The sequence below is a fragment of the Pengzhenrongella phosphoraccumulans genome (assembly GCF_045689905.1).
Classification (GTDB): domain Bacteria; phylum Actinomycetota; class Actinomycetes; order Actinomycetales; family Cellulomonadaceae; genus Pengzhenrongella; species Pengzhenrongella phosphoraccumulans.
In genome coordinates this window covers 4,244,563-4,260,333 of the sequence record NZ_CP144210.1, presented here as the reverse complement: position 1 = coordinate 4,260,333, position 15,771 = coordinate 4,244,563, and the positions used below count along the sequence as shown (strand labels likewise).

Here is a 15,771-nt window from a genome sequence, read left to right as displayed (position 1 = left end):
GGTCCAGTCCGGTTGATCGGGCTCGACCTCCGTCGTTCGTCCTCGTGCACGCGTCGATCGAGACCAGCCCTCTCGTGTTGGCCGTTCGTCGTTGGTCGTGCATCTGTCCACCTGGAAGCTTCCTCTTCGAACGGAGTCCGACGTGATTCACGAACGCACTGTCCGAACCTTCCCCCGCCGCTTGCTCGCAGCGGCCGCTGGTCTCGCCGCAACCGTCATCCTGGTGCCCTTGAGCGCTTCGACCGCCTCGGCCGACTCGGGTCGCGACGGGGATCCTGGCGCCGTCTTCGTCCAGCTCAACTCCACGACCGGGAACGAGGTCGCCGCGTACACCCGCGGCCCCGACGGCATCCTGGCTCCCGCAAGCACGTATCCGACCGGGGGGCTGGGCGGCACCGAGGTGGGAGCGCCCCTTGACGCCCTCGCCTCCCAGAACTCCCTCGTGCTCGACCGAGACCACCGGCTGCTGCTTGCCGTGAACGCCGGCAGCGACACCATCACCTCCTTCGCCGTACGTGGGGCACGCTTGAGCCAAGGGTCGGTGGTGGCCTCTGGTGGCCAGTTCCCGTCGAGCATCGCCGTGCATGACGATCTGGTGTACGTGCTCAATGCGGGCGGTGACGGGAGCATCTCCGGCTTCCAGGTCAAGCGGGGCGGCCTCGTGCCGCTGGCCGGCTCGACGCGTTCCCTCGGTCTGAGCAACGCGAACCCGCCCGTGTTCATCTCCGCCCCCGCCCAGATCGGCTTCGCCAAGGACGGCCGCACGCTCATCGTGACCACCAAGAACCACAACCAGATCCTCACCTTCCCGCTCGACAAGCGCGGGCTCCCCTCCCCCGCCCCCGTGGTCACCGCCTCAGCCGGAGCAGTCCCGTTCTCCTTCGTCGTCGACCAGCGCGGCACCGTCCACGTCACCGAGGCAGGGACCGGAAAGACCAGCTCGTACGCGATCGCCCAGAGCGGTTCGCTGACCCTGCTCGGCTCGTCCGCCGCCACCGGCGGCGCGGCACTGTGCTGGAACATCCTGATCGGACGCAACATCTACGGCGCGAACGCCGGTTCGGCCACCTTGTCTGCCTGGCGCGTCGGAGCCACCGGTGCCGCGACACTCACCGCACCCGTAGCCGCCACCACCAACGCCGGGCCCATCGACCTCGCAGCCTCCAGCAATGGCCGGTACCTGTACGTCCAAGAAGCGGTCGCCGGCACTGTCGGGGCCTACGCCGTTTCCGGTGACGGATCCCTCCAGCGGATCCAGACCGTCACCGGCCTGCCCGCGTTCACCACCACCGGCATGGAAGGCATCGCCGCCAGCTGATCCCACCACCCGCGCCCGAACCGGGCCGCGCCGTCTGGACACCCAGACGGCGCGGCCCGACTGCGCGGATCGTGCGACAGAGGTCAGGTCAGGTCAGGTCCCGTAGGGCATCTTCGATACCGCGGTGGAAGGTCGGGTAGGCGTAGATCATCGACCGCAGAGTTCCCAGCGGGACCTGCCCGTGCACGGCGAGCGTGAGCGCGGCGAGGACCTCGCCGCCGGCCGGCCCCACGGAGGTGGCCCCGACAAGCACGCCACGGTCGGCGTCGGCCACCAGCTTGATCAGGCCCTCGTTCCCGACCTTGTGGATCCACCCTCGAGACGTGCTCGGAACGCTCGCGCTGCCGACGGCGACCGCGGCGAACCGCTCCCGGGCCTGCTTCTCGGTCAGCCCCACCGACCCGACCTCGGGATCGGTGAACGTCACCCGGGGTAGGGCGCGGTAGTCCGCGGCGGGGCCGCCCTCCCCAGGATGTCGCGGATGACGATGTCTGCCTGGTACATCGCGACGTGGGTGAAGGCGCCCTGACCCGTGAGGTCGCCGACGGCCCAGACGCCGTCGGCCACCCGGCAACGCTCGTCGACGGGCGCGGTCCGCGCGGACGGGTCCACCCCGACGGTCTCCAGCCCGGCGGCGACCGGGTCGGCCCGGCGGCCCGTGGCCACCAAGGAGCCGTTCGGCGCGCAGCACCGGACCGGTGCCCACGGCCACGGCGATCCCGTCCCCGTCGCGGTCGACGCGGCTCGCGCTGACCCCGATCCTGACCTGGACCCCTCCGCCTCGAGCACGCTGCGCAGCAGCTCACCCGCTTCCGGCTCCCCAGCGGCAGCAGGTGCTCCGCCGCCTCCACGACGGTGACCTGCACCCCGAATCGGGCGAAGACCTGAGCGAGCTCGCAGCCGATCGCCCCGCCACCCAGCACGATCAGAGACGCTGGAAGCTGCATGGCCTCAACGGCCTCGTGGTTGGTCCAGTACGGGACCTGATCGAGCCCGTCGATCGGCGGGATCGACGGGCGTGTGCCGGTGGCCACCACGATCGCCTTCGTGACGGCGTAGGTGACGCCGTCCACCTCGACCCGACCGGGACCGGCGACCTTGCCCGTGCCGCGGATCAACGTGCCGCCCTTGCCGGTGAAGCGGTCGACGGCGACCTGGTCGTTCCAGTCGTCGGTGGCCTCCTCGCGGATCCGGCGCGCCACCAGACCCCAGTCCGGGCGGACCTCGCCCACACTCCCGGCGAGCCGGGCGACCCGACGAGCCTCCGCCAAAGCGTTCCCTGCGCGGATCATCATCTTCGAGGGATGCACCCCCAGTACGGACACTCCCCACCCACCAGGCTGGACTCGATCCCGAGCACGCGCAGACCCCGCTCGGCCAACGTCCCGGCGACGTGCTCACCGCCAGGCCCCATCCCGATGACCGCGACGTCGTAGGACTCCATGAGTTCTCCTTCTTCTCGGTAGTGCGTCGAGTTTGTTGGTGGACCGGGGCCGGGGTCAACGTCGACGGGGGGAGGTAAGAAGCCTGCCGCGCTTGCCGCCAATCACCCATGACAATCACGCCGAGTATCCCGTTGGTCGACCACCGGAGCCTGGGTGCCGTCGAACCCGTCCTCGGGCGGCTCGCCGTCATCCACGGTTGGCCGGACCCGTTCGCGTGGGACGACGGCGGGCTGACAGAAGGCAACAACTTCGCTGCGCTGCTGCTGCACATCGCCGGGCAGCAGTTGTCGACCGCTGTGGCGTTCATCATCGTCGAACGCCTGCGTACGGCGGTTGGTGGGCGCCCGACGCCGTTGGGCATCCTCGCTCTCGGCCCCGAGCAGCTTCGCGGACTCGGGATGTCGCGCGCGAAGGCTGCCGCCATGATGAGCCTCGGCCAGATGCATGTCGACGGCGAGCTCGACGTGGACGACCTGGATCATCTGGACGACGAGCAGGCGGTCGCCACCCTGACGCGGGTGCGCGGCATCGGTCGATGGACGGCGGAGATGTTCCTCATCCACCAGCTCAGGCGCGCCGATGTCCTGCCCGCGGGTGACCTCGGCATCCGGCATGCGGTCGAGCGCGCGTGGAGTTTGCCCGCCCTGCCGGCCATCGAGGACGTCCGCGCGTTGGCTCAGGCATGGTCGCCGCACAGGTCGCATGCCGCCGCGCTGCTGTGGGCGTCGCTGCGACCGATCACGAACTGAAGGGCGGGGCCGGTTCGATTCGTCTGCTAGAGCGGGATCTTGAGGCGCGCCGTTCCGGTGAGGTCGAGCCAGGCGGCGTGTGCGCTCCGGACGAGGCGAAGCATGACCTCGCCGCAGCCGGGGCAGCGTGCGACCAGACCGGGCGCGCGGCCGTAGACGCGCAGGGTCGCGACGGGCCCGGTGAGACCGCAGTGCGCGCAGCGTCCGACCGCTGAGGTGAGATCGACGGCAAAGATCTCCTGCAGCGATCCCGCCAGGGCGTTCCCGTCCTGGTAGTCGTCCGTGTAATCGTCCGTCAGCTCAGCGTCCACTGGGACCGAACCTTTCCGTCTTGATCCGGCGTGGGTCGTGGCCGAGGGAGACCAGCAGTGCCGCGACCACCTCGACGAAGCCCGTCGGGCCGCACACGAAGCAGGTGGGTTCACGGTCGGGTGACCAGCCCGGTGCGGTGAGGTCGGGGGCGCCGATCCGCGCCGCGGGTCGGTTCGTGTCGTCAGGAGCCGTGCGTGTGTAGATGCAGGTCAGCTCCGGCCCGTCGACCTCGCGGGCGAGCTGGTCGAGCTCTGCGGCGTAGTACCGCTCCCGCGGGCTGCGCATCGAGTACACAAGCCGGAACGGCACACCACTGCCGACGGCTCGTCGGGCCCGCACCATGGACATCAGCGGCACGATGCCCGAGCCGCCTCCGACGAGCAGCACGGGACTCCGATCGCTCGGCCGCCAGACGAACCATCCGCCCGCCGGACCGCGCAGCTCGACGGCCTCCCCGGGGGCGAGGCCGTCGGTGAGGTAGGTCGACACCTCGCCGTCGGGCACGCGCTGGACGGTGATCTCGACCTGGTCGTGGTCGGCCGGCGCGGCCAGTGAGTAGCTGCGGGTCGCCTGGTAACCGTCGTCCGCGGTGAGTCGGACGTCGACGTGCTGACCGCCGAGGTGCCCTGGCCAGTCAGGGACGTCCAGGACCAGCGTTCGCGCCTCGGGCGTCTCGTCCCGGGTAGCGACCAGGGTCGCGGTCTGCCACATCGGCCCGGCGCCTAGTCGCCCTGGTACCGCTGCTCACGCCACGGGTCTCCGTAGTCGTGGTACCCGGCGCTCTCCCAGAATCCGGGCTCGTCGTCGAGTAGGAGCTCGATGCCGCGCACCCACTTCGCCGACTTCCACAGGTACAGGTGCGGCACGAGAAGGCGCGCCGGTCCGCCGTGCTCCGGGGCGAGGTCCTCGCCCTCGAACTCGTAGGCGATCCACGCCTGGCCCGAGAGCAGGTCCTCCAACGGCAGATTCGTCGTGTAGCCACCGTAGGAGTGGACCAGGGCGTAGTCCGCTGCGGTGTCGACCCCGTCGAGCAGGATGTCCAGGGACACACCCCGCCAGGTCGTGCCCACCTTCGACCACGACGTGACGCAGTGGAGGTCGACCGTGGGCGTCTGGCTGGGCAGCGCGAGCAGCTCGGGCCACGACCACCTGGCATTGTCACCGGTTTCACTGGTGATCGTGAACTCCCACTCGTCCCGATCGACGTGCGGTGTGGGGCCGGCCGACAGCACGGGAAAGTCCTCGGTCAGGTGCTGGCCGGGGGGCAGCAACGCGTCGCTCTCACGTGACCTGCCGCGGAACCCCGGGGAGAAAACACCCATGGTTTGGCCTCATTCCTGTCACGGGAAAGGCGTCGTCAGCATCGGCTCGCAGACCCAGCGGGTGGACTCACCCGGGGGGTCGTATCGAAAATAGCGGTCGCGCGGGCGCGACGGAAGGTGCAGTTGTCGTGGAGACGTAAGACGGCCGCGGCCCGTGATGCCAAGTAGGCATCACATCCACCCCATGCCCCTTCGTGATCGACGCCGGGGCGGTCTATCAGGAGGTCACCATGACCACGTTCCACACCGTCACGGTGCAGGGTCTCAACGTCTTCTATCGCGAGGCCGGAGACCCGGCCAATCCCAAGCTGCTCCTCCTCGGAGGCTTCCCTGCCTCATCCCACCAGTTCCGGGACCTCATCCCCGCGCTCGCCGACCGGTTCCACGTGCTGTCTCCGGACTACCCGGGATTCGGGAACACGGACATGCCGGACCCGTCGACGTGGGACTACACGTTCGACCACCTCGCGCAGATCGTGGACGAGCTCCTGACGCAGGTCGGCTTCACCGGCCCGATGGCGATCTACATGCAGGACTACGGCGGCCCTATCGGCAACCGGCTCATCGCGGACCACCCCGACTGGCTTGCCTGGCAGGTCATCCAGAACGCGAACACGTACGAGGAGGGGTTCACGGCGGCGTGGGACGGCATCCGCCACGCACTGTGGGTCGACCGGAGCGCCGAGAACGAGGCGGCACTCGAAGCGTTCCTGCTCCCTGGCACGGTCAAGGCGATCTACACCACAGGCCACCCCGACGCGAGCAAGATCAGCCCGGACAACTGGGCCATGGACCTGTACTTCCTCGCACGCCCCATGGCGCACCGTGTCCAGCTGGACCTGTTCTACGACTACCGCACGAACGCGGCGCTCTACGACACCTGGCAGGCCTCGCTCCGGGAGCGCCAGCCGATCACGCTGATCTTCTGGGGTCAGGGCGACATCTTCTTCACCCCGGCCGGTGGCGAGGCGTACCTGCGCGACCTGCCCGACGCCGAGCTGGTCCGGCTCGACTCGGGTCACTTCGCGGTCGAGGACAACCTGGACCTCATCGCCGAGAAGATCGTGAACTTCTACGACGAGTGCGTCGCGGTGACCCCGCTCGTGGCGGCGGGGTGAGCACGCGGCTCCCGATGGCCTCGGGGCTGCCGCTCGCGGTCGCGGTCGAGCGCGGCCGCGAGCGCGGACCGGCCAGCGGGTCGGTGCGGGTGCTGCTTGTCGACGCGCTCGGGCTGCTCCTGGCCTTCAACCCCGACGACGACCACGACCCGCTGCCCGCGGCCGTCGCCGATTTGCGCACGCGCCTGGCCGCGGCCGATGCGGTCCTGTTCTGCACCCCCGGGTACGCAGGCGGGCTTCCGGGGAGCTTCAAGAACCTGCTTGACTGGACCGTCGGAGGCGGCGAGCTCCACGGCAAGCCCGTCGCCTGGATCACGGTCGCGGCCGAGGGTAGAGGAGACGGGGCGCGGATGTCACTGGCCACGGTCCTCGGGTACGTCGGGGCGCGGGTCGTTGTCGGGGCGTGTGCCCGTGTGCCGGTCTCCAGCAGCGCGATCGGTCCAGATGGCCTGGTCGAGGACCCCGGTGTCCGCGCCTCGATCAGCGACAGCCTTCGGATGATCGCCGATGCCGTGAGGACCCCGGGTGGTTGACTCGGCCGACCCGAGCGCGGCGGGTCACCTCGTGGCCGTGAACGTCGGCCTACCCCGTGACGTCCAGTGGCGCGGACGCACGGTGCGCACCGCCGTCTGGAAGGAGTCGGTGGACGGCCCGCACATGGTTCGCACGCTGAACGTCGACGGTGACGGACAGGGAGACCTTGCCGGCCACGGAGGGCCCCATCGCGCCGTCCTCGTCTACCAGCTCGCGTCCTACCAGCACTGGAGCCGCTACTTCGGCCGCGACGACTTCGTGCACGGGCAGTTCGGCGAGAACTTCACCGTCGACGGACTCGCGGATGACGACGTGTGCATCGGAGACCGGTTCGAGGTCGGCGGAGCGCTCGTCGAGGTCAGTCAACCCCGCGTCACGTGCTACCGCGTCGGACTCCGCTTGGGAGAGCCCCAGCTACCCGCGCTCCTCGTCTCCCACCGACGCCCTGGGTTCTACCTCCGGGTGCTGCGCGAGGGTGTCGTGCAGGCAGGGGATCCCTTCGTCCAGGTCCATCGCGACCCAGCCCGGATGACCGTGGCAGATGTCGACGGACTGCTGTACCTGCCAGGGCACGACTCAGCGCTGGTGGCGAAGGCCTTGGGGATCCCGGCGCTGAGCCCGGGTTGGCGTGCATCTTTCGAGGCACTGTCAACGGTCGACAGCAACGCCGCGGGGAACGTCGGGCTGAACGACGCGGCCGGCGGGCCGCCCGTCGCATGGGCAGGCTTCCGTACGCACGAGGTCGTCGGTGTCGTGCACGAGACGTCGAACGTCGTCTCCCTCCGCCTGGCCGCGACCGACGGGCGCGCGCTCCCTGCCGCCCTTCCGGGGCAATTCGTCACCGTTGCATTCCCGCTCGGCGACGGCGGCACACCCCCGTCGCGCAACTACTCGCTCTCGGGGGCACCCGGCTCGCCCGAGTACCGCGTCAGCATCAAGCGCGAAGCCTTCGGTGCGGTGAGCACCTTCGTCCACTCGCAGGTGCGCGCGGGGACCGTCGTCTCGATGTCGGCACCGCGTGGCCGGTTCACGCTCGAGCCCGGGGACTCGCCGGTGGTACTCGTGTCCGCCGGCATCGGCGCGACTCCGGTGCTCGCGATGCTGCACGCACTCGCCGAGCGGCGGTCCACGCGTGAGGTGTGGTGGGTCCACGGCTCGCGCAACGGCAGTGAGCATCCCTTCGCGGCCGAGGTGCGCAGCCTGCTCGCGGAGCTCCCCCACGCCCACACATTGATCTGTTACAGCGCCCCGAGGGAGGCCGACGCACGAGGCCGGGACTATACCCACCGCGGCCGCCTGACAGCCGCCCTTCTCGGCGGGCTCGACCTCCCTCGCGATGCGCACGCCTATCTCTGCGGGCCGCAGGTGTTCATGTCCGATGCCCGGTCCGCCCTCACCGACCTCGGACTCGAACCCGCCCGCATCCATGCCGAGGCCTTCGGGGCCGGCCCCGCCCTCACACCGGGAATCGAGACCGGTCCGCTGCCCGCGCCCCACCCGCCGCCCGGCGCGGTCGGACGGGGCCCGGCACTGACGTTCGCACGCAGCGGTCTCACCGTGCCGTGGCGCGAGGACTTCGCCAGCGTCCTGGACCTCGCCGAGGCGTGCGACGTCCCGGTCCGGTGGTCGTGCAGGTCAGGGGTCTGCCACAACTGTGAGGTAGCGCTGCTCGATGGCTCGGTGGCCTACGCACCGGTCCCTGTCGATCTGCCCGCCGAGGGGAACGTCCTGGTGTGCTGCGCGATCCCTCGCGGCGACGTCGTCGTCGACCTGTGATGGCGCGTGGCCGGATGTCGACGCTGACTCCCGGGCCCGTGGCCCGACGGACGGTCTGGGATATCCTCGCGAGGTGTCGGTCGATCCTCTGGGGGCTCCCAATGCCTGGGCGGCGTCTGCTGCTGGGTTGGACGAAACCTCCAAGGACTGGGTCGACGGACTGCTCGCGACAGGCAGCCAGCACGAGGCCTGCGTCGTCGCCCTGCACGCGCTTCTGCTCCGTGTCGCGCGGCACGAGGTCGCCCGTCGCGCCGGCTCGCTCCAGCTCCGCGGCCCCGAGCTCGAGGACATCGCCCAGCAAGCCACCGATGACGCCCTGATGGCGATCCGGGCGAAGGTTCCCGACTTCCGGGGCGAGAGCCGGTTCACGACGTGGGCCTACCGGTTCGTGATGTTCGAGGTCTCGACCAAGATGGGCCGTCACTTCTGGCGCGCCCGACGCACCACGATGGACGACGACGCCTGGGAACGACTCCCGGACACCAGCGCACAGTCGCCCCACCAGCAGAGCGAGCAGCGCGAGGTGAGGGCGGCGCTTCGTCGGGCCATCGACGAGGACCTCACGCCCCGCCAGCGCCGCGTCTTCGTCGCGATCGCCTTGAACGAGGTCCCGATGGACGCCTTCGCGCGGGAGCTCGGGGCCTCGCGGAACACCGTCTACAAGTCGCTGTTCGACGCTCGTCGAAAATTGAAGGCAAGCCTGAGCGCAGCCGGGTACGAGCGACCCGCGCACCATCGAGGGACGCCATGAACGACGACCGACAGCTCGACGACCTGCTCAGAGCAGACGACCTCGATGCCGGCTGCGCCGCCGGGTTCGAAGTGCTGCACGAGTACGTCGAGTCCGAGCTGGCCGGTGGTGACCCCGCGCGTGAGCTCCCCGGGCTCGCCGCTCATCTCCTGGCGTGCCCGGCGTGCCGTGAGGACTATCGCGGGTTGCGGGACGCCGCCGAGCGGTTCGGCAACGCCGGACCATCGGCCCCATGAGCTGAGTCATCGACGCACGGGAGGCGCCATGTGGGTCAGGATCGATGAGGTCGCCTTCGACCTCGAGCGCGCTGGTGCGGTCATCGACCGCACGCGAAACACCGCCGTAGGTCTCCACCAGGGCGAGGACTTTCGCGGCTTCCGGTTGCTGGTGGACCGTGCCAACGGTCGTGGCCTGGACGTGTCCTACTGGGACACCGAAGCGGGCGCCCGTGCTGACAGGGCGCAGCAGGACATCGCGCCGGACGCTCCAGGAGCGACGGTCGTCGTGCGGACGAATGTCTACGAGCTGGCCATCGATGCGTGCTGACCCGGCGTCGGGGGTAAGAAGCCCCGGTGAACGGATGCCAACTCCAGGAGGTCCCCCGGCCGTCGAGTGACTGCGCACAGGGAAGCGTCCGCGCTTCCTTCAGCGGGGTGTCCAGGGAGGAGTCCTGATGCCTGAGATGCGCGTGTCCCAGTTGTGGCGGTACCCGGTCAAGTCGCTCAAGGGCGAGACGCTCACGTCGGCGACCCTGACGAGCGACGGGGTCGAGGGTGATCGTGTCGTCCACGTCGCGGGGCTGAAGGGCCCGCTCACGGGACGCACCCGGCACGGTCTGCTCACCGTCGCCGCGACCACAGGCCCGGATCGTGTGCCGCAGGTGGACGGGTATCGATGGGACAGCGAGCACGCCGCTGAGCTCGTGCACCAACATGCTGGCCCGGGGGCACGTCTGGTGGCCGACCGCAGCCCGGAGCGGTTCGACATCCTCAACCTGCTGGTCGCCACGGATGGCGCAGTCGAGCGATTCGGCCACGACGTCCGGCGACTGCGGCCCAATGTGGTCATCTCCGGGATCGCTGCCGATCTTGAGCCTGAACTGCCCGGCACGGCGCTGGCTATCGGCGACGCACTGATCGGCGTGCACTCCGTGCGCCAGCGGTGCATCGTCACCACCGTGGATCCGGACACCGGCCATCAAGACCTCGACGTGCTCCGCCGGATCCGCGACGTCTTCGGCAACGAGCTCGCGCTCAACGCCTGGGTCATTCGCGGTGGCGTCGTGACGATCGGCGACTCGGTGGAGGTCGTTCCCCTCCGCGAGCTGCCGGACAGGATCGGGGGATGGATCGTCGGTGCTCCGTACCCGCATGTCCAAACCGACGAATGCGGCACCCGAGGACTGACCCGCTGAAGTTGCGTCCGGCCCTCGGCCTACCGCGGAGCCGACGGCGCGCACCCGTCGATGACGCGGCACCCCGCGCCGCCTCGGCGCTGACCGGCTCACGCCGACATCTGCCGCGCGAGTGCCTGACCCGGCCGGCTACTCATGGGATGCCTTGAGCCGCTGCGGGCCTGAGGGCCGCTTGTTGGTAGCGACGTGCGAGGGTGCGGCAGGCGTCCCTGAGCTCGTCGGGTTCGATGACCGTGATGTCGGCGTCGAAGGTTGCCAGTAGGCCGGCGATGCCGGCCCAGGACCATGCGCCGAGGGTGACGCGGGATTGTGTGGGGCTGACGTATTCGACGACGGAACCGCCGGGTGCCCATTGGGCGACGACGTTGGCGGGTAGTTCCATCAGGACGGTGCCGAGGCATTGCCAGCGGGCCGGGGTGTCGCCTCGGTCGTAGCTGGTCATGACGTAGCGGGTCACGTTGGATTCGGGGAGTTCACGTCGTTGGAACGGGGTCCCTGTCGGATGGTGAGGGTGGATGCGTTCGACGCGAAAGATCTGCCAGGTCTCGCTGACAGGCAGGTACGCGACGAGGTACCAGCGACCGGCCCACACGACGAGGTGGTGGGGTTCGGCCAGCAGCGGGGGCGTGAAGTCCGGGTCGCTCGGGTCGGGACGCGTGCCGTCCGGAGCGAGGTAGTCGAAACGCAGCACGTGCCCGCTGCGGACCGCGAACCCGACAGACCTCAGCGTGTCCGAGGCGATGGGCGGGGCCGGAAACTCCCACGAGTTTCGGATGGCGGTCAGGTGCATCGCGTCGGCCTCGGCGCGCAGCTGCGCGGGCATGACTTGTTTGATGCTGGTCAGGGCCCGGGCGACCGCGTCGTCGATGCCCGAGACCGTGGCGGGGGCGGTCTGCAACGCGACGGCGACGGCGATCGCCTGTTCATCGTCAAGCAGCAACGGGGGCAACTTGCTGCCGGCCCCGAACTGATATCCGCCATCGGGGCCCTTGAGGGTCCCAATGGGGTAGCCGAGCCCGCGCAGGCTTTCTACGTCACGGCGCAGTGTTCTGGTGCTGACGCCGAGGCGGTCGGCAAGGTCTTGTCCTGGCCAGTGTGCCCGAGAGCCGAGCAGTGACAGCAGGCTGAGCAGACGCGTCGACGTGGTGGCCACCCACCCATCATCACGGAGGTAGCGGTCACTCGGTGTCCGCTACCACTGGCACGGTGAGTTTCATGACTTTCAATTCTGCTCCCCGAGCTCTCCCGCGCGAGCGTCCCGAGCCAGGGACGCTGAGCGGCAAGGCTGCCCGGACCGCCCTGATCGTGGTGCTGTTCGCCTCGTTCATGGATCTGCTGGACGCCACGATCGTCACCGTCGCAGCCCCAACCATCACGGCCGGTCTTCATGCCAGCCAGGCGCAGCTTCAATGGATCCTGGCCGGGTATGTTCTCGCGCTCGGTTCGGGCCTGATCACCGGAGGACGGATCGGGGACGACTACGGCCGGCGCCGGGTCTTCTTGTCCAGTTTGGCGGTCTTCGCGGTGGCGTCGGCCGCGTGCGCCTTGGCGCCGAGTCCGGCGTGGCTGATCGGCGCGCGTGTTCTGCAGGGCCTGGCCGCTGGATTGATGGTCCCGCAGGTGTTCGGGATCATCCGGTCCTGTTTCGACGCTGCGGGGATGGTCAAGGCGTTCGGCGCCTACGGCGCGGTCCAGGGCCTGGCGGCGGTAGCCGGTCCTTTGCTGGGCGGGTTCCTCGTCGACGCGGACCCGTTCGGGCTGGGCTGGCGGGCCATCTTCTGGGTCAATGTGCCGATCGCAGCTGTTGCGATCGTGCTCGGGGCACGGGTGATCCCGGAGTCCACCAGCCAGTCGCGCACTCGCCTGGATGTGCGGGGAGCAACGATGGCGTCGATGGGTGTGCTGCTGGTGCTCCTGCCCTTGGTCCAGGGCCGCGACTGGGGCTGGCCGGGGTGGGGGTTCGCCGTCATGGTCGCGGGGGTCCTGCTGCTGGCCGGGTTCGTTGTCTACGAGCGCACGGTGGCGCGCGGCGGTGGTCAGCCCGTGCTCGACCCGGCGCTGATGAAAGTCCGCAGCGTCAGTGCCGGGCTGGGGGCCTCGACGTTCTTCTTCGGTGCCATCGGCGCCTACTTCCTCACCTTGTCCATCTACTTGCAGGCCGGAACTGGCCGCAGCGCCTGGCAGACCGGCCTGGTGATCCTGCCGTACGCGCTCGGATCCATCCTCACCTCCGGCGTCGGCGTCGCGTTGGCAGCCAAAGCCGGTCGTACCTTGCTGATCACCGGGTCGCTGACCCTGGCGGCCTCGCAAGCACTGCTGTGGGCCATCGTCCGCGATGGGCAAGACCCCGGGTACTGGATGCTCGCTCTGGCTTTGTTCATCGGTGGGCTCGGGCTAGGCCTGGCCGCACCCATCCTCGTCAACGTCGTCCTGGCCGGTGTTCCCGGCCGCCACGCCGGCGCGGCCGGTGGCCTGCTGTCCACCGTGAATCAGATCGGCGCGGCAGCCGGCATCGCCGTACTGGGGACCATCTTCTTCACCGCCCTAGACAACCCCACCGCCGGGGTATCCCCACTGCACCTGTTCAGCAGCGCCTTCGCCGCCGTTCTGCCGGTCGAGGTCGCGCTCTATGTGGTTGCCGCGGCCCTGATGCTGCTGCTTCCTCGGGCCGCCGCCGCACCCGCCGCAGAACCCGAACACGCCGTGACCCCCACCCCGAGAGCGGAAGCATCCCGATGAGCAGCCCCGAGAGGTCCGACTACGCCCGCGCGATCATCGTCCGCGGTGCGCGGGTGAACAACCTGCGCGGCGTCGACGTCGACATCCCCAAGCGACAGCTGGTCGTGTTCACCGGCGTGTCCGGATCCGGCAAGTCCTCGCTGGCGTTCGACACGATCGCAGCGGAGTCCCAACGCATGCTCAACGAGACCTACCCTGCCTTCGTCCAAAACCTCATGCCGCACCTGCCGCGCCCAGACGTGGACCGGCTCGAACACCTCAGCGCCGCCATCGTGGTCACCCAAGCCGCGATGAGCGGGAACCCCCGCTCGACCGTCGGGACAGCCACCGGCACCGTCAGCCGGCTGCGGACGCTCTACGCCCAGCACGGCACGCCGCACGTGCCCGGACCGGCAGCACTGTCATTCAACGACCCCGCTGGCGCCTGCCCCGACTGCGCGGGGACCGGGCAGCGAGCCGCCCTTGACGTCAGCAAGGTCCTGGACGAGACCAAGTCCCTCAACGACGGCGCGATCACGTTCCCCAACTTCGCCGTCGACTCGCTCTTCTGGAAGGTGTACGCCCGCTGCGGCGTGTTCGACAACGACCAGCCGATCGCCCGCTACACCACCGAGCGGCGCGAGCACCTCTTGACCGGGACCGGGCCGAGCGTGGACACCGGCACCCACCCGATGGCCTACGAGGGCGTGCTGAACAAGATTCAGCGCCTCTACCTCGGCAAGAGCCCGGAAGCACTCAAACCCCGCCTTCGTGCCGCTGTCCTGGACGCGGCCACCGTCGAGCCCTGCGGCGCTTGCGGCGGCAGTCGACTTAGTTCCGCGGCCAGAGCGTGCCGCATCGAGGGAACCAGCATCGCCGACGCGTCCCGGATGCAGGCCGTGGACCTGGCAGGGTGGCTCGACGAGATCGAGCTACCCGGCCACCTGCAGGCGCTGCGCGCACGCGTGGTGTCCGCGCTGCGCAACATGGACCAGGTCGGGTTGGGCTACCTCGCGCTGGATCGGCCCACCAGCACCCTGTCCGGCGGGGAAGCCCAACGCATCCGGACCGTGCTGCACCTGGACTCAGCGCTGACGGAACTGACCTACGTCTTCGACGAGCCGGCCGCCGGCCTGCACCCCCACGACATCAAGCGCGTCATCGAGCTGCTCCATCGGCTGCGGGACAAGGGCAACAACGTCCTGGTCGTCGAGCACCAACCTGACGTCATCCGCGCAGCTGACCACATCATCGACATGGGACCCCAAGCCGGTACCCACGGCGGACTCGTCGTCTTCCAAGGGACACCGGCACAACTCGCCCAGGCCGACACCTTGACTGCGACACACCTCAACCGGCGGCAACCGGTCAAGACCACCGTGCGCCAATTCACCGGAGCGCTCCGTGTCGAAAACGCCTCCCGCAACAACCTCCGAAGCGTCACCGTTGATGTGCCGCTCGGATGCCTGGTCACCATCACCGGGGTGGCCGGTGCCGGCAAGACCTCGCTCCTGGCGTCCCTACCCCGCACCGACGGACTCGCGGTCCTGGACCAGACGCCCATTCGTGGCTCGAGACGCTCCAGCGCGGCCACCTACTCGCGTGTCTTGGACGACATCCGCGCCGAGTTCGCGACCGCGAACAAGACCACAGCAAACCTGTTCAGCCCGAACTCGACCGGGGGGTGCTCCGAGTGCACCGGACTGGGCGTGATCTACACCGCCACCTTCGTCGGCGACGACATCACCACCACCTGCCCCACGTGCCACGGTCGCCGATTCCACGACCACGTTCTGCGCTACACCCTGCGAGGAAAGAGCATCGCAGAGGTCCTGGACATGCCCATCGAGACAGCGGCCGACTTCTTTGCCGACTCGCCTGCCGCTGACACCCTGCGCAGGCTCGACAGCGTGGGCCTCGGCTACGTCCATCTCGGCCAACCCCTGGTCGACCTGTCCGGAGGCGAACGCCAGCGCTTGCGCCTGGCCATCGAGATGGGACGGCGTCCCTTGATCTACGTGCTCGACGAGCCCACGAATGGCCTTCACCTCGCAGACGTCGAGACCCTCATCAAGCTCTTCGACACCCTCGTCACCAACGGCGCCAGCATCATCATCGCCGAACACCACCAGGACCTGATCGCACGCTCAGACTGGGTCATCGATCTAGGCCCCGATGCCGGCCACGACGGCGGAACCGTGGTCTTTCAAGGAACCCCCGCCGAGTTGATCCGCGCAGACACCCACACCGGACGCGCCCTCCGAGCCAGCTACAGCTGAGGATTTCCGCGAGCACGTGTGATGTGAGCGGACGA

Annotated in this window: 18 protein-coding genes and 1 pseudogene; 11 read left to right on the top strand and 8 right to left on the bottom strand. The window is 69.3% G+C overall.

What is annotated here, in order from left to right:
* The first annotated feature begins 229 nt into the window (after window positions 1-229).
* Window positions 230-1,318, top strand: a complete 1,089-nt coding sequence (locus tag VTA80_RS19710) for a lactonase family protein (protein ID WP_407342771.1) — start codon at window positions 230-232, stop codon at window positions 1,316-1,318.
* An 88-nt stretch (window positions 1,319-1,406) separates the two neighbouring features.
* Here the strand turns inward: VTA80_RS19710 and VTA80_RS19705 are convergent, their stop codons facing one another.
* From VTA80_RS19705 to VTA80_RS19690, 4 genes and pseudogenes are all read right to left on the bottom strand, one after another.
* The gene (locus VTA80_RS19705) at window positions 1,407-1,745 is read right to left on the bottom strand and encodes a hypothetical protein (RefSeq protein ID WP_407342770.1); all 339 of its coding nucleotides are present in this window, start codon (window positions 1,743-1,745) and stop codon (window positions 1,407-1,409) included.
* The gene (locus tag VTA80_RS19700; protein WP_407342769.1) at window positions 1,742-1,984 is read right to left on the bottom strand and encodes a hypothetical protein; all 243 of its coding nucleotides are present in this window, start codon (window positions 1,982-1,984) and stop codon (window positions 1,742-1,744) included. Before VTA80_RS19700 ends, VTA80_RS19705 begins: the two co-directional genes overlap by 4 nt.
* A 206-nt stretch (window positions 1,985-2,190) precedes the next feature.
* Window positions 2,191-2,610, bottom strand: a pseudogene (locus VTA80_RS19695) (FAD-dependent oxidoreductase); the annotation flags it as partial.
* On the bottom strand, window positions 2,610-2,762 hold the full coding sequence (locus tag VTA80_RS19690) for an FAD-dependent oxidoreductase (RefSeq protein ID WP_407342768.1): 153 nt from the start codon (window positions 2,760-2,762) through the stop codon (window positions 2,610-2,612). The pseudogene VTA80_RS19695 and the gene VTA80_RS19690, both read right to left, overlap by 1 nt.
* Window positions 2,763-2,870: 108 nt before the next feature.
* Between VTA80_RS19690 and VTA80_RS19685 the strand changes: the two genes are divergently transcribed.
* Window positions 2,871-3,512, top strand: a complete 642-nt coding sequence (locus VTA80_RS19685; protein ID WP_407342767.1) for a DNA-3-methyladenine glycosylase family protein — start codon at window positions 2,871-2,873, stop codon at window positions 3,510-3,512.
* Between the two features lie 26 nt (window positions 3,513-3,538).
* On the opposite strand, the gene VTA80_RS19680 is transcribed toward VTA80_RS19685, so the two are convergent.
* From VTA80_RS19680 to VTA80_RS19670, 3 genes are read right to left on the bottom strand one after another with little or no spacing between them, the layout of a single operon-like run.
* Window positions 3,539-3,823 carry a DUF6510 family protein gene (locus tag VTA80_RS19680; protein ID WP_407342766.1) on the bottom strand — a complete coding sequence of 95 codons (285 nt, stop codon included), beginning with the start codon at window positions 3,821-3,823 and terminating at the stop codon, window positions 3,539-3,541.
* On the bottom strand, window positions 3,813-4,535 hold the full coding sequence (locus tag VTA80_RS19675) for a ferredoxin reductase (protein ID WP_407342765.1): 723 nt from the start codon (window positions 4,533-4,535) through the stop codon (window positions 3,813-3,815). Before VTA80_RS19675 ends, VTA80_RS19680 begins: the two co-directional genes overlap by 11 nt.
* An 11-nt stretch (window positions 4,536-4,546) precedes the next feature.
* Window positions 4,547-5,146 (bottom strand): sulfite oxidase-like oxidoreductase, encoded by a 600-nt coding sequence (locus tag VTA80_RS19670; protein ID WP_407342764.1) that lies wholly within the window; start codon window positions 5,144-5,146, stop codon window positions 4,547-4,549.
* A 230-nt stretch (window positions 5,147-5,376) separates the two neighbouring features.
* Between VTA80_RS19670 and VTA80_RS19665 the strand changes: the two genes are divergently transcribed.
* From VTA80_RS19665 to VTA80_RS19635, 7 genes are all read left to right on the top strand, one after another.
* Window positions 5,377-6,264, top strand: a complete 888-nt coding sequence (locus tag VTA80_RS19665) for an alpha/beta fold hydrolase (RefSeq protein WP_407342763.1) — start codon at window positions 5,377-5,379, stop codon at window positions 6,262-6,264.
* Complete coding sequence (locus VTA80_RS19660; protein WP_407342762.1) at window positions 6,261-6,797, top strand: NADPH-dependent FMN reductase; 537 nt, start codon at window positions 6,261-6,263, stop codon at window positions 6,795-6,797. The genes VTA80_RS19665 and VTA80_RS19660 overlap by 4 nt, the downstream gene beginning before the upstream one ends.
* Window positions 6,790-8,574, top strand: coding sequence for an MOSC domain-containing protein (locus VTA80_RS19655; protein ID WP_407342761.1), 1,785 nt, complete (start codon window positions 6,790-6,792; stop codon window positions 8,572-8,574). The genes VTA80_RS19660 and VTA80_RS19655 overlap by 8 nt, the downstream gene beginning before the upstream one ends.
* 127 nt (window positions 8,575-8,701) lie before the next feature.
* Complete coding sequence (locus tag VTA80_RS19650; RefSeq protein WP_407342760.1) at window positions 8,702-9,325, top strand: RNA polymerase sigma factor; 624 nt, start codon at window positions 8,702-8,704, stop codon at window positions 9,323-9,325.
* Entirely contained in the window at window positions 9,322-9,561 is a 240-nt protein-coding gene (locus tag VTA80_RS19645) for a hypothetical protein (protein WP_407342759.1), read from the top strand. The genes VTA80_RS19650 and VTA80_RS19645 overlap by 4 nt, the downstream gene beginning before the upstream one ends.
* Before the next feature lie 28 nt (window positions 9,562-9,589).
* Window positions 9,590-9,871 carry a hypothetical protein gene (locus tag VTA80_RS19640; RefSeq protein ID WP_407342758.1) on the top strand — a complete coding sequence of 94 codons (282 nt, stop codon included), beginning with the start codon at window positions 9,590-9,592 and terminating at the stop codon, window positions 9,869-9,871.
* Window positions 9,872-9,998: 127 nt separating this feature from the next.
* The gene (locus VTA80_RS19635) at window positions 9,999-10,739 is read left to right on the top strand and encodes an MOSC domain-containing protein (RefSeq protein ID WP_407342757.1); all 741 of its coding nucleotides are present in this window, start codon (window positions 9,999-10,001) and stop codon (window positions 10,737-10,739) included.
* A gap of 133 nt (window positions 10,740-10,872) precedes the next feature.
* On the opposite strand, the gene VTA80_RS19630 is transcribed toward VTA80_RS19635, so the two are convergent.
* Window positions 10,873-11,892: a helix-turn-helix transcriptional regulator gene (locus tag VTA80_RS19630; protein ID WP_407342756.1), complete on the bottom strand. Its 1,020-nt coding sequence runs from the start codon at window positions 11,890-11,892 to the stop codon at window positions 10,873-10,875.
* Window positions 11,893-11,954: 62 nt separating this feature from the next.
* Here VTA80_RS19630 and VTA80_RS19625 point away from each other — a divergent pair, with 62 nt between their 5' ends.
* On the top strand, window positions 11,955-13,478 hold the full coding sequence (locus tag VTA80_RS19625; RefSeq protein WP_407342755.1) for an MFS transporter: 1,524 nt from the start codon (window positions 11,955-11,957) through the stop codon (window positions 13,476-13,478).
* Entirely contained in the window at window positions 13,475-15,736 is a 2,262-nt protein-coding gene (locus tag VTA80_RS19620; protein WP_407342754.1) for an ATP-binding cassette domain-containing protein, read from the top strand. Before VTA80_RS19625 ends, VTA80_RS19620 begins: the two co-directional genes overlap by 4 nt.
* Window positions 15,737-15,771: the final 35 nt, after the last annotated feature.

Bases quoted from the DNA above. Each gene is read 5' to 3' on its own strand.
- VTA80_RS19685 (WP_407342767.1), top strand. From the start codon at position 2,871: ATGACAATCACGCCGAGTATCCCGTTGGTCGACCACCGGAGCCTGGGT.
- VTA80_RS19625 (WP_407342755.1), top strand. From the start codon at position 11,955: ATGACTTTCAATTCTGCTCCCCGAGCTCTCCCGCGCGAGCGTCCCGAG.
- VTA80_RS19670 (WP_407342764.1), bottom strand. From the start codon at position 5,146: ATGGGTGTTTTCTCCCCGGGGTTCCGCGGCAGGTCACGTGAGAGCGAC.
- VTA80_RS19620 (WP_407342754.1), top strand. From the start codon at position 13,475: ATGAGCAGCCCCGAGAGGTCCGACTACGCCCGCGCGATCATCGTCCGC.
- VTA80_RS19690 (WP_407342768.1), bottom strand. From the start codon at position 2,762: ATGGAGTCCTACGACGTCGCGGTCATCGGGATGGGGCCTGGCGGTGAG.
- VTA80_RS19665 (WP_407342763.1), top strand. From the start codon at position 5,377: ATGACCACGTTCCACACCGTCACGGTGCAGGGTCTCAACGTCTTCTAT.
- VTA80_RS19635 (WP_407342757.1), top strand. From the start codon at position 9,999: ATGCCTGAGATGCGCGTGTCCCAGTTGTGGCGGTACCCGGTCAAGTCG.
- VTA80_RS19645 (WP_407342759.1), top strand. From the start codon at position 9,322: ATGAACGACGACCGACAGCTCGACGACCTGCTCAGAGCAGACGACCTC.
- VTA80_RS19675 (WP_407342765.1), bottom strand. From the start codon at position 4,535: ATGTGGCAGACCGCGACCCTGGTCGCTACCCGGGACGAGACGCCCGAG.
- VTA80_RS19640 (WP_407342758.1), top strand. From the start codon at position 9,590: ATGTGGGTCAGGATCGATGAGGTCGCCTTCGACCTCGAGCGCGCTGGT.